General features: G+C 68.6%; 11 protein-coding genes. 4 read left to right on the top strand and 7 right to left on the bottom strand.

Going from position 1 to position 12189, the window contains the following annotated elements:
- Window positions 1-6 precede the first annotated feature (6 nt).
- On the top strand, window positions 7-1296 hold the full coding sequence (locus tag C8K38_RS19610; protein ID WP_097213088.1) for an aminotransferase class I/II-fold pyridoxal phosphate-dependent enzyme: 1290 nt from the start codon (window positions 7-9) through the stop codon (window positions 1294-1296).
- Between the two features lie 35 nt (window positions 1297-1331).
- On the opposite strand, the gene C8K38_RS19605 is transcribed toward C8K38_RS19610, so the two are convergent.
- The gene (locus tag C8K38_RS19605) at window positions 1332-1985 is read right to left on the bottom strand and encodes a DUF5701 family protein (protein WP_097213087.1); all 654 of its coding nucleotides are present in this window, start codon (window positions 1983-1985) and stop codon (window positions 1332-1334) included.
- A 110-nt stretch (window positions 1986-2095) separates the two neighbouring features.
- Between C8K38_RS19605 and C8K38_RS19600 the strand changes: the two genes are divergently transcribed.
- The gene (locus C8K38_RS19600; RefSeq protein ID WP_097213086.1) at window positions 2096-2680 is read left to right on the top strand and encodes an HhH-GPD-type base excision DNA repair protein; all 585 of its coding nucleotides are present in this window, start codon (window positions 2096-2098) and stop codon (window positions 2678-2680) included.
- 99 nt (window positions 2681-2779) lie between these two features.
- Here C8K38_RS19600 and C8K38_RS19595 read toward each other — a convergent pair whose 3' ends face one another.
- The 6 genes from C8K38_RS19595 to C8K38_RS19570 are packed head-to-tail and all read right to left on the bottom strand — an operon-like array spanning window position 2780 to window position 10663.
- The gene (locus C8K38_RS19595; RefSeq protein ID WP_097213085.1) at window positions 2780-3562 is read right to left on the bottom strand and encodes an SDR family NAD(P)-dependent oxidoreductase; all 783 of its coding nucleotides are present in this window, start codon (window positions 3560-3562) and stop codon (window positions 2780-2782) included.
- 30 nt (window positions 3563-3592) lie between these two features.
- Window positions 3593-5341 carry an N-acyl-D-amino-acid deacylase family protein gene (locus C8K38_RS19590; RefSeq protein ID WP_097213084.1) on the bottom strand — a complete coding sequence of 583 codons (1749 nt, stop codon included), beginning with the start codon at window positions 5339-5341 and terminating at the stop codon, window positions 3593-3595.
- 46 nt (window positions 5342-5387) lie between these two features.
- Window positions 5388-7049: a class I adenylate-forming enzyme family protein gene (locus C8K38_RS19585; RefSeq protein ID WP_097213083.1), complete on the bottom strand. Its 1662-nt coding sequence runs from the start codon at window positions 7047-7049 to the stop codon at window positions 5388-5390.
- A 31-nt stretch (window positions 7050-7080) separates the two neighbouring features.
- Complete coding sequence (locus tag C8K38_RS19580; protein WP_097213082.1) at window positions 7081-8121, bottom strand: NAD(P)-dependent alcohol dehydrogenase; 1041 nt, start codon at window positions 8119-8121, stop codon at window positions 7081-7083.
- Window positions 8118-9281 carry a serine hydrolase domain-containing protein gene (locus C8K38_RS19575; RefSeq protein ID WP_097213081.1) on the bottom strand — a complete coding sequence of 388 codons (1164 nt, stop codon included), beginning with the start codon at window positions 9279-9281 and terminating at the stop codon, window positions 8118-8120. Before C8K38_RS19575 ends, C8K38_RS19580 begins: the two co-directional genes overlap by 4 nt.
- Before the next feature lie 14 nt (window positions 9282-9295).
- The gene (locus tag C8K38_RS19570) at window positions 9296-10663 is read right to left on the bottom strand and encodes a flavin-containing monooxygenase (RefSeq protein ID WP_097213080.1); all 1368 of its coding nucleotides are present in this window, start codon (window positions 10661-10663) and stop codon (window positions 9296-9298) included.
- 220 nt (window positions 10664-10883) lie between these two features.
- On the opposite strand from C8K38_RS19570, the gene C8K38_RS19565 reads away from it, so the two are divergent.
- Both C8K38_RS19565 and C8K38_RS19560 read left to right on the top strand, forming a co-directional pair.
- Entirely contained in the window at window positions 10884-11528 is a 645-nt protein-coding gene (locus C8K38_RS19565; RefSeq protein ID WP_257017615.1) for a TetR/AcrR family transcriptional regulator, read from the top strand.
- A gap of 168 nt (window positions 11529-11696) precedes the next feature.
- Window positions 11697-12182: a hypothetical protein gene (locus tag C8K38_RS19560; RefSeq protein ID WP_097213149.1), complete on the top strand. Its 486-nt coding sequence runs from the start codon at window positions 11697-11699 to the stop codon at window positions 12180-12182.
- The last annotated feature ends 7 nt before the right edge of the window (window positions 12183-12189 follow it).

The following is a 12189-nucleotide window of genomic DNA, read 5'->3' as shown; positions in this document are numbered from 1 at the left end:
TTCGGCATGCCTACCCAAACCCAAGTTGGGTTGATGAGCCATGAGGAACTCCGTTCGGAGCACGAGCGCCAGTCCGCGAATTACGCGCAGCTCAAGACGGAGAAGCTCACCCTCGACCTGACCCGCGGGAAGCCGTCGCCCGAGCAGCTGGACCTCTCGCAGGCGTTGCTCGCGTTGCCAGGAGTCGAGTACCGCGACGGCAACGGAGTGGACTGCCGCAACTACGGCGGCCTCACCGGACTGCCGGAGCTGCGTGCCATCTTCGGCGAACTGCTCGGCATCCCGACCGAGAACCTGTTGGCCGGCAACAACGCGAGCCTCGAGATCATGCACGACATCATCGTGTTCGCGCTGCTGCACGGCACCCCCGACTCGGTGCGGCCGTGGTCGCAGGAGCCGAAGATCAAGTTCCTGTGCCCGAGCCCCGGCTACGACCGGCACTTCGCGATCACCGAGTCGTACGGGATCGAGATGATCCCCGTCCCGATGCGGCACGACGGCCCGGATGTCGCGTTAATCGCCCGGCTGGTCGCCGAGGATCCGCAGATCAAGGGAATGTGGGCGGTGCCCACCTACTCGAACCCGACCGGTGCGGTCTTCTCGGAGGAGGTCGTGCGGACGCTGGCCTCGATGCCGACCGCGGCCCCCGACTTCCGGCTCTTCTGGGACAACGCGTACGCGGTGCACCCGCTGGTCGAGGAGTTCGAGGCCCCGCTGGACGTGCTGGGCATCGCGGCGGCGGCGGGACACCCGAACCGGCCGTTCGTGTTCGCGTCGACGTCGAAGATCACCTTCGCGGGCGCGGGCGTCAGCTTCGTCGGCGGCTCCACGCAGAACCTGGCCTGGTACCAGCAGCACCTGGGCAAGAAGAGCATCGGGCCGGACAAGGTCAACCAGCTGCGGCACCTGATGTTCTTCAAGGACGCCGACGGCGTGCGCGCGCACATGGACAAGCATCGGGAGATCCTTGCGCCGAAGTTCGCGCTGGTCCTGCAGATCCTCGAGGATCGGCTCGGGTCGTCGAAGGTGGCGTCCTGGACCGAGCCGAAGGGTGGCTACTTCATCAGCCTCGACGTCGTCGAGGGCACCGCGAAGCGGGTCATCGGCCTGGCGAAGGAGGCCGGCATCGCGTTGACCGCCGCCGGCTCGGCCTTCCCGTACGGCACCGACCCGGAGGACAAGAACATCCGGCTCGCGCCGAGCTTCCCGTCCACCGACGACCTCGCGAAGGCGATGGACGGGGTGGCGACCTGCGTGTTGCTGGCCGCCACCGAGAAGTCGCTCGAGCAGGCGTAGCCGGGCCCGACGGGCCCCGGCTCGCCTGCCCGCCGTCAGGGCAGCGGCAGTCGGCCCGCCGTCGACGCCGACCCCAGCCAGGTGTGCGGGTTTCCGTTCCAGCACCAGCCCAGTTTCGGTCGGCGCTGGCTGATCCACAGCGCGGGCACCCGCTTGTCCCCGCACCGTGACGACAGCAGCGAGAAGCACTTGTTCTTGCGGAGCATGTCGGGGCGCACGGTGATCAGCGCGACGCCCTCCGCCACGGTGAGCCCGGTGCTTCCCCTTTCGGTCAGCGACGTCAGTGCCGTCGCAGGTGTGACGTTCAGATACTCCGTTCCGGTGTCGACGTTCAGTAGCGCGTAGCCGATCCCGTCCGGAACCTCGACGGATTCGATAGGCAGGAACCGGGCGAGCTCGGCGGGCTCGAAGTCGGCGAACCCCCGTTGGGTGCCGAGGGCGGTGCGCGACATCGCCTCGTGCGCGTCGATGGAGGCGCCCTGCGCGGTACGCGCGACGACCAGGACGAACGGGATGTGATCCTCGCCCTGGTCGGCGGCGCTCTCCTGGTGCGCGAGCACCACCGCGCGGAGCGGTTCCAGCGCGGCCGCGAAGTCGTCGTCGGCCAGCCCGGTCAGGCCGGGGTAGCCCGCCTCGGTGAGTGCGCCGATCTGGCGGTCGAACTCGATATCGGTCGGGGTTGCAGTCAAGGATAACTCGCTTCCGTACGGTGTACCGAACTCAACGGGCGGCGACGCGAGAATGTTCCCGGACGCCGGGAGGGTCGAAAGTTCGCCGCCGGAAATGGCAGGATCGGGCCATGGCACTCACGCTGCACCTCGCCGGAGACGCTGATGCGGATGCGCTGCTCGCCGCGGATCCACTCGCCCTGCTGATCGGGATGCTGCTCGATCAGCAGATCCCGATGGAAGTGGCCTTCGCCGGGCCGAAGAAGCTCGACGATCGGCTGTCCGGCCTGGACGTGCACAAGATCGCGGAGATGGATCCGGACGCGTTCCTCGCGCTCTGCGCGACCCCGCCGGCCGTGCACCGGTTCCCCGGGTCGATGGGCAAGCGAATCCAGGACCTGTGCATCTACCTCGTCGAGCACTACGACGGCAGGACCGAGGCGATCTGGACCGAGGGTGATCCCGACGGTCGCGAGGTGCTGGGGCGGCTCAAGGCGCTGCCCGGCTACGGGGATCAGAAGGCCAGGATCTTTCTCGCGTTGCTGGGCAAGCAGATCGGCGTCGCGCCGGAGGGCTGGCGGGAGGCGGCAGGGGCGTACGGCGACGACGGCTCGCGCCGGTCCATCGCCGACGTCGTCGACGACCGCACCCTTGGCGAGGTCCGCGAGTTCAAGAAGTCCGCGAAGGCGGCGGCGAAGGCCGCGAAAGCGAAATGACGTGCACTGTTCCCGGCCCCTGGAGGGGAGGGCGGGAACAGTGCACGTCCGATCAGCCGCCGCTCGATCTCGAGCTACCGCGGCCGCTCGTTCCCGATCTCAACCAGCGAGCTTGCTGAAGTTCGGGAAGTTGGACAGTTCCCAGCCGCCGTCGACGACCAGGCTCGCGCCGGTGATGTAGCCCGCGTCGTCGCTGGCCAGGTACAGGCACGGCCCGGCGACCTCGTCGGGCGTCGCCGCCCGCGCCATCGGGATGCGTTCGAGGAACATCGCCTGCGCGGGCTCGTAGGCCAGCACCGGGGCGACCAGCGGGGTGTCGACGAGTCCCGGCAGCACGGAGTTGACCCGGATGCCCGACGATGCCAGCTCGAGAGCGGCATTCTTGCTGAACATCTCGACGCCCGCCTTGCCGGTCGCGTACGGGCTGCCCCCTGGCATCGGCACATGGGCGTTCAGCGAGGAGACGTTGACGATGGCCCCGCCGCGCCCACCGGCGCTCATGCGCCGCGCCTCGTGCTTGGTGCAGAGGAAGACGCCCTTCTGCACCAGGTCGATGGTGAAGTCCCAGTCGGCTTCGTCGAGATCGACGATCGCGCCGACGCGGGACGCGCCCGCCACGTTGAAGGCCAGGTCCAGCGCCCCGAACCGGGTCACCGCGGCGTCCAGGGCCGCCGCGACCTCCTCCTCCTTGGTCACGTCGGCGGTGACGGGCAGGAACGCCTTGCCGAACTCGGTGGCCATGGCGCCGAGCGCATCACCGGCCAGGTCGATCCCGACGACATTCGCGCCCTCGGCCATCAGGCGGATCGCGATGGCCTCGCCGATGCCGGACGCCGCGCCGGTCACCGCCGCCGTCTTGCCGACAAACCGGTTCTCACTCATCCGTGCTACTTCCGTTCATCGCTGGGTTGCTCATTTTTCGCCCGCTCGCAGGAACCGCCCCGTGCGACGGGTCCCGAGAACCGGAGTCGGTTCCCCTTCTCGGACCACGCATTCGCCGCCGACGAACACCGCGGACACCGCGTCGTCGTTCCGGTTGACCATCCTGGAGAGTCCGTCGTACTCCGGGACCGGGCATTCGGCATAGGCGTCGAGCGAGGCGTCGAGATGCGCCGGGTCGATCACCACCACATCGGCCCGGTCACCCTCGCGCAGGTGTCCGGCGTCGAGTTGGTACCAGTCGGCGAGTTCGCCGGTGAGCCGGTGCACCGCCTGCTCCACGGACATGATCGGTGTCCCTGCCTGCTCGGCGTCGCGGACGCGACGCAGCAGGCGGAGGCCGAAGTTGTAGAAGGCCATGTTGCGCAGGTGCGCGCCGGCATCGGAGAAGCCAAGCTGGACACCGGGATCGGAAGCGAACTTGTTGAGCACCTCGGGGCGGTGGTTCGAGATCGTGGTGCGCCACCGGACCTTGGTGCCGTGCTCGACCACCAGGTCAAGGAAGGCGTCCACCGGGTGCACTCCGCCCCGGTCGACTCCGACCTGTCCGAAGGTCTTGCCGATCACGGATTCGTCCGGGCACTCGACGATCTCGGCGTCGAAGAAGTCGCGGTGCCAGACCCGGGGCCCGTACTTCTTGTCGTAGTCCTTGCGGAACCGGCGGCGGTAGGACTCGTCGGCCAGCAGCGCGCTGCGCGCCTCGAGCTGGTTCGACAGGTCCAATGCCGCGGCGCCGGAACCGAACTCCTCGAAGACCGGCAGGTCGATGCCGTCGGAGTACACCTCGAACGGGACGGGCAGGTGCTGCCACCGGAAGTCGCCGCGCATACCGTTGACGGCCCGTGCCATCGCCGGGAAGACATGCGCCACAGCCGGTATCGCCTTGACATCGGCGGCCGAGAGCAGGCTCACCTTCAAGGGGCGACGGAAGAGCCCCACGCTGCTCAGCGCCAACGCGACCATGGACTGCGGGCGGCCGACGTCCGGGCCTGCCTGCAATGCCCTGCCCCGGCGCCGCAGGATCCCACTGAGCCTGCGACGTTCCTGCCGGGTCGAGTACGTCGAGGGCAGGGTCCGGGACCGGCAGACCTCGCCGTCGAGCTTGTCGAACAGCAGTTCCTGCGAGGACATGCCGATGAAGCCGGCGTCGAGCGCCTCCTCGAGTTTGGCCGCCATCGCGTCGAGCTCGGCTGGGGTGGGCTTGACGTCCTTGCGGGTCGCCCGGTCCAGGCCCATCTGCGCGGCACGGATGTCCGAATGGCCGATGAAGGAGGCCACGTTCGGGCCCAAGGGCAGCGCCTCGATCGCCTCGACGTACTCGTGCGCCGAGGTCCAGGTCTTGGACTCGGTGAGCGTGTCGACCACGTGTTTACGCGGGATGGCCTCGACCCGGCCGAACAGGTCGCCCGCGTCGGAGGGGCCGGCATGGACCGCCGACAGCGAGCACGACCCCAGGAAGATCGAGGTGACGCCGTGCCGCACCGACTCCTTGAGTCCCGGACTCAGGATGACCTCGACGTCGTAGTGGGTGTGGATGTCGACCATGCCCGGGATGACCCACTTCCCGGCGGCGTCGACCACCTGCGGGCAGTCAGCCTCGTCGAGTGCGTCGACCGACACGGCGGCCACCCGCCCGTCGCGGATGCCGAGGTTCCTGGTCTCGGACCGTGCGCCGGTGCCGTCGAACCACCGGCCGTTCTTGATGATCACGTCGTAGCTCATCGCAGACCACTCCATTCTCGAACGTCTATTGCAGACCGGGGCGCCATCAGACGACCACCTGGGTGCGCATCGTCTTGCCGGTCGCGTTGCGCGGCAACGGCGAGGTGGTGATCCGCCACCGGGCCGGGACCTTGAAATAGGCTAGGCGTTCGCCGGCGAAGGCCCGCAGTTCCTCCTCCGTGACGGCGTCCTCCGACCGCGCGACGACCACGGCGGCCACCTCCTGGCCGAGGTCGGGGTGATCGACGCCGATCACCACGCACTCGAGGATCTCGGGGTGCTCGTCCAGGCACTGCTCGATCTCCATCGGGTACACGTTCTCGCCGCCGCGCAGGATCAGGTCCGACCGTCGTCCGGTGAGCCGGACCATGCCGTTCTCGATCACACCGAAGTCGCCGGTGCGTAGCCAGCGGTCCTCGGTGATCGCCGCGGCGGTGGCCTCGGGGTTGTCCCAGTAGCCGAGCATCACGTAGGGGCTGCGCGCGCAGATCTCGCCCTCCACCCCGTCGGGGACCTTCTCCCCGAACGGGTCCCGGACCTCCACGGCGACGCCGATGATGGGCCGGCCGAGGGTGCCGGGGAAATGCGCGAGATCGAGGGGGGTGGCGACGGAGATCGCGGTGGCACTCTCGGTCTGGCCGTAGCTGTCGACCAGGGAGTTGCGCGCGAACGGTACCTTCTCGCGCAGGCGGTCCTGGAACGCCGCCGAGGACGGCGCCGCCGACAGCGCGAAGGCGGTGACCGAGGACAGGTCGTATCGCGACAGATCCTCGTGATCGAGCAGGCGATTGGCCATGGTGGGAACGGCGGCCCAGTTGGTCACGCGCTCGCGTTCGACCAGCCGCAGCATCCGGTCCACGTCGAACGAGCCCTGGTAGATCACCACCGCGCCACCCGTCGCCAGCCGGGGCACGGCCAGGTTGTGCAGGCTGGCGATGTGGAACAGCGGGGAGGTGAGCAGGTACCGCCGGTCGCTGGGTGCGTCCGAGTTCGGGTCGCCGCCGGTGAACGCGGCGGCGAGCGCGTCGCTGAACCGGTGATAGTCGATGGTCGCGAGCACGTTACGGTGCGAATGCACGGCGCCCTTGGGGCGGCCGCTGGTCCCGCTGGTGTACAGGATCACCGCCGGATCGTCCTCGGCCACTGCGGTGTTCGGCAGTTCGGCGCCGGCGAACTCGGTGAACAGTCGGGGCAGGTCCTCTTCCATGGTGAGCACGGTGGTATCGGTGCCGAGCCCGGCGAGCACCGCGGCACGCTTGGCATCGGCGATCACGACGGTGGGCGTGGTGTGGCCGATGCCGTACTCGACCTCCTGCGGCGCCCACCAGGCGTTGAAGCCGACCGCGATAGCGCCGAGAGCCTGGGCCGCCCAGAAGGTGACCAGCCACTCGGGGGTGTTCGCGGCGAGGATGCCGATCCGGTCGCCCTTGCCGACGCCGTACCGGTCCCGGAGTGCGGTGGCCAATGCGGCCACGGCGGCCCCGTGCTGGGTGTAGCTCATCCGGGTGTCCTCGGTGACCAGGTAGTCGCGGTCTCCGTAGGAGAGCGAGGCCCTCAGGACGTCGCCGAGCGCCCGGTCGCGGATGCGCATGACCGGGATCTCGGCCCCGAGCACGTTCTCGAGGCCGAGCTCGAAGCGCCCGCCGGGGCCCGTCAGCCCGGCCATCACGGAGGCGATGTACGCCTGGGGGTCAACAGACTTCGTCACTGCATTTCCTTTCGGATCGTGTCGTACCCGGTCACGGAACCAGCACCGCTCGTCCGCGGATCTTGCCCGCCTCGAGGCGGTCGAACGCCTCTCGGGCGTCGGCGAGGTCGAACCGGTCCACCTCGACGGTGAGCAGCCCGGCCTGGGCGAGGGCGACGGAGTCGACGAGGTCACTCCTGGTGCCGCCGTAGGACTTCCGAACCGACGCGCCCCACGGCCAGCCGGGGCCTCCCGCCGGATCGGCCGTCACTCCGGGGACACCGCCGCCGAGCCCGACCATCCGGTACGCGCCGTTGGGCGCCACGGACTCGACCGCCATCGTGGCGGTGGGGTCGACGCCGACGAAGTCGAACACCGCGTCCGCGCCGCGGCCGTCGGTCAGCTCGAGGATCTGGCGTGCGGTGTCGGGACCGGATTCGAGGGTGATGTCGGCACCGCAGCGCTTTGCCAGGTCCAGCTGATCCTGGCCGAGGTCCACCGCCACGATCCGGGTCGGGCTGAGCGCGCGCAAGATCTGCACCGCGACGTGCCCGAGCCCACCGATGCCGATCACCACGGCGGTCGAGCCGGGACGCAGGTGCTCCTTGGCACCCCGAATGGCGTGGTAGCTGGTCAGCGCGGCATCCGCCATCGGTGCCGCCTGGAGGAAGTCCAGGTCTCCGATGGGGACGAACGACCGGGCGGGGATCCGGACGTACTCGGCCATGCCGCCGTCCGGGCCGAGCCCGGGGCACGGCGGCATGGCGGTCCGGCCCGCGGCCAGGCAGACGTTCTCGTTGCCGCTGATGCACTCCCGGCAGACGCCGCACGACCAGCACAGGTAGACGAGCCCGCGCTCGCCGACCTGCCGCACGTCGACCTCGCTGCCGACGGCCTCGATGGTGCCCGCGATCTCGTGCCCGATGGTGAGCGGTTCCTCCCGCATCTTCACCGGGAAGTGCAGCAGGTGCAGGTCGGAGTGGCAGATGCCGGCCGCGCCGACGCGGATCAGCAGGTCGGACGGGCCGATCTCCGGCACCGGGACTTCCCGGATCTCGATGACACCCGGATCCGTGAGCTGTAGTGCCCTCACAGGGAGACCTCGCTTCGTGCCGATCGAACGGCCTCGTTGGTGGCGTGCAGGTAGGCATCGCTGCGGTCGGAGCCGATCAGCCCCGGCGCCATCTTGTTCATCGTGTAGGCGAAGGTGAGCCGGTTGTCGAGGTCGTTGACGAGCATCGACCCGCCGAACCCTGCCCACCAGCACACCCGGCCGTCGCGCACCAGCGGGGCGGTGTCCGGGTGGGGGAGACCGTAGCCGATGCCGAACCGCAGCGGGGTCAGGATGGCCAGGTCGACGCCGTCGGCCTGCTGCTCGAAGATCAGGTCGATGGTGGCCTGGGAGAGCAGGCGCGTGCCGTCCAGTTCGCCGCCGCAGGAGATCAGCGACTGGAGGCGGGCGACCGAGCGCGCGTTGCCGTGACCGTTCATGGCGCCGAGCTCCGTCTGCCGCCACTCGGCGGTGTTGACCTTCTCCAGGTCGAGCCACGGGCAGGTCACCGACTTGACCAGGATGCTGTCCTGGTCGAGCGTGGACATGTCGAAGTTGATGGCCGGCGCCGGGATCATCGGTGCGATCCGGCCGAAATGCTCGGGGCCGGTGCCGATGTGGAAGTCCGCGCCAAGCGGCCCGGCCAGCTCCTCGGCGAAGAAGCGGCCAAGGCTGCGGCCGTCCACCCGCCGGATCACCTCGCCGACGAGGTGCCCGTAGTTCAGCGCCTGGTAGCCCGACGCGGTGCCCGGCTCCCACCAGGGCGCCTGCGTGGCCAGCCGGGCGCTGGCGGCCTCGGTGTCGTAGATGTCCTCGAGTTCGATCGGCCGCTCCCAGCCGGACACGCCGGAGGTGTGCGAGAGCAGGTGCCGAACCTCGATGTCCGCCTTGCCGTTCGCAGCGAACTCGGGCCAGTAGTGCGCGACCTTCTGGTAGACGTCGAGCTCGCCGCGGTCGACCAGGAGCAGCGCGGACAGCGCCGTCATCGTCTTGGTGAGTGAGAAGACGTTGACGATCGTGTCCTCGGCCCACGGCGTCGTCCGGTCCGCGTCGGCGTAGCCGCCCCAGACGTCGACGACCGGCTGCCCGTCGAGGGTCACGCAGACCGACGCGCCGAGCTCCTCGCCCGTCGCCAGCTGCTGTTCGAGGGCATCGCGGACCGGCTCGAAGCCCGCCGCGCAGAATCCCTGTGTCAGTGTCATGTCGATCTCCTCCCTCACGCGTTCTGCATGGCGCGGGCAGGCACGGGCAGCGTGTTGCCTGCGGCCTGGGCGCGCTTGCCGCCGCTGACGATTTCCTTCTTCAGGTTGCGCACGTAGGGATCGAACTCGCACTGGATGGTGTGCCGTGGGGACTTGTAGTACGGCTTGAGGTAGTACTCCTCGTCGGCGGCAAGGACGGCGCCCATCTCGCTGGGTGCCGGGGGCAGGTACTTGCCCGCGAGGTAGGCGGCGACGAGCTTGCTCTGCTGCTCGGCGAAGTTCACCAGGGTCGGCATCGGCTGCGCGAGGCCCATGAAGAACAGGTTGTCGATGTCGGGCTTCATCATCCGCTTGAACAGCGGGAAGCGGTTCTCGCTGTCGGGCAACAGGTTCGGATCGGTGAAGAACGGAAAGCTGATGTGGTAGCCGGTGGCGCAGATGATCACGTCCACGTCAAGGGTGCTGCCGTCGGCGAAGCGCACCTGCTTGCCCTCCAGCGCGGTGATGGCCGGTTTGAACGAGATATCGCCCGAGCCCGCCTTACCGAGGAACTCGCCGCTCGCGGACGGGTGCGCCTCGAAGGGCTGGTGGTCGGGCTTGGGCAGACCGTAGCCCTCCATGGAGCCGAGGTTCTTGTTCAGGAAGCGCCGTTTGAGCGCCAGGGAGAGCGGGCGCGGTATCCAGGCGGGCATCGTCATCTTGTCGCCTGCCGTGCCCTTGAGGTACTTCGGCAGCACCCAGACCCCGCGGCGGGCGGAGACCGTGAGCTTCTTGGCGAGGAAGCGCTGCGAGAGCTCGGAGGCGATGTCGAGGCCGGAGTTGCCCATCCCGACCACCACGACGTTCTTGCCGCGCATGTCGATCGGGTCGAACGGGTCGTTGTATGCGTGGCTGTGGATGAGCGTGCCGTCGAACTCTCCGGGGTAGTCCGGGGTGTTCGGATCCCAATGGTGGCCGTTGCAGACGATCAGCGCGTCGTAGGTGCGCGCCTCGCCGTTGGACAGCGTGACCGTCCACAGTCCGTCGTCGTCGCGCTCCGCGTGTTCGACGGAGGTGTTGAACGTGATCGTCTCCCGCAGGCCGAAGTGGTCGACGTAGTCCTTGAAGTACTGGAACAGCTGCGAGTGGTGCGGGAAGTCGGGCCATTCGGCGGGCACCGGGAAGTCCTCGAAGGCCAGGCGCCACTTCGAGGTGTCGATGTGCAGGCTCTGGTAGCAGGCCGACATCCCGTTGGGATTCTTGAAATACCAGTTCCCGCCGACCTCGTCGGAGGCCTCGAAGCAGTCGTACGGGATGCCGTAATCCTTCAGGCGCTTGGCGGTGGTGATTCCTGACGGACCGGCGCCGATGACGCAGACGCGGGGCAAGTTCGGGGAGTGCATGGAGATCTCTTTCTGCCGGGGGCCGGGGCCGCGGTCTCGTCCCTTCCCGGCCGGCGCGGTTGTGCGCCGGTGGAATCGCGACTGTGACGATAGCGGTATGTACGACATGGTGTGACCTACGACATAGAATAGCGTTGACTGACGGAGTGTCAAGTGAATGACGTAAGGTCGCTTTGCTGGCGCTGCGGCGACTGAATGGGCCGCGAGTAAACTCCGATTGGTGGTGGATGCAGTGAGCAATGCGACGAGCACGGGCAACAGGCGTGGCACGCTCCGAGCCGAGCAGAAGCGGGCGACCCGAGCCCGGCTGTTGGAATCGGCTCGGGGGCTCTTCGCTGCCAGGGGCTACGCGGCCGTGACGGTCGATGACATCGCCGCCGAGGTCGGCTGCAGCCGGGCGACCTTTTACCTGCACTTCCCCGGCAAGGTGGACATCCTGCTGGCGGTGGCAGGGGACGGCATGGCGCCGAGCGCCCTGGCGTTCTATCAAGACCTGGACCGCGTGCTCGACACCGGATCGCGCGCCGAGTTCACGGACTGGATCACCCGGGCCATCGAGTGGTTCCACCAATACAAAGAGATGCTCCCGGCCTGGGACGAGGCGACTGCCCTGGAGTCCGACTTCCAGGCCGTCGCCCGGGATGGGATCCTCGCCCTCCCGAACTCGATGACGAGCTACCTCGCGCGCTGGCCGGAAGACAGGCGCGACGAGGCCCGGCTGCGCGTCGAACTCCTTGTGACGCAACTCGAACGGTTCTTCACACGGTGGGCGATGCTGGGGACGATCGATGTCTCCGCCGAGGAGGCCGCGGAGGTCCTGACGGACATCTGGTTCCCGGCGCTGACGGCCCCCGCCGCGTCGTAACGCCTGCCGGGCCGAACGCGTTGTCCCCCGATCGGGGGACAACGGATTCATCCGCTGTGGGGTCCGTCCGGTGGACGGAACCCGAGGCGGAAACGGGTGATAGTTGTCTCAGCGCCGGAACGGTCCGGCTCGAGTTATCAAACACCCACTCGGACAGGATCATTCATGATGAGCATCGCCACCGTTCGTCGCCGTCGCCTCGCCCGCATCGCCACCCTGCCCCCGCTCGCTCTGGCCTTCGCCGCCGCGACCGTCGGCTTCACCGGCGCTGCGGCGTCCGCCGGGACGCTCCCCACGACCGGCCCGACGATCGCGATGACGATCACCAACAACACCGGTCAGCCCATGGTGCTGCAGGGCTCGGACAATCCGTACGGCGAGTGGATCCAGGGGCCGCGCGCGGTTCTCGCGCCGTGGAGTTCGGAGATCGTCACCGCGACGAACAACGATCCGCGGGGGATCGGCGTCGATGTCACCTACGGGCTGCCCGGCGACGCCCAGGCCGTGTTCATGGCCAACAACTACCAGGGCGACGCGAGCCTCGACGGTACCCGGATGACCGGAAACGACGGGGTCTACTACGGCATCGCGAGCACCGTGGACACCGGCTTCCCGAACCTGAACGCCGGCTACACCATCACCATGCACCCGTAGGGCGCGG

This window comes from Rhodococcus sp. OK611 (genome assembly GCF_003050885.1).
Lineage (GTDB): Bacteria > Actinomycetota > Actinomycetes > Mycobacteriales > Mycobacteriaceae > Rhodococcus_G > Rhodococcus_G oryzae.
This window is presented reverse-complemented; position numbering and strand designations above follow the sequence as displayed.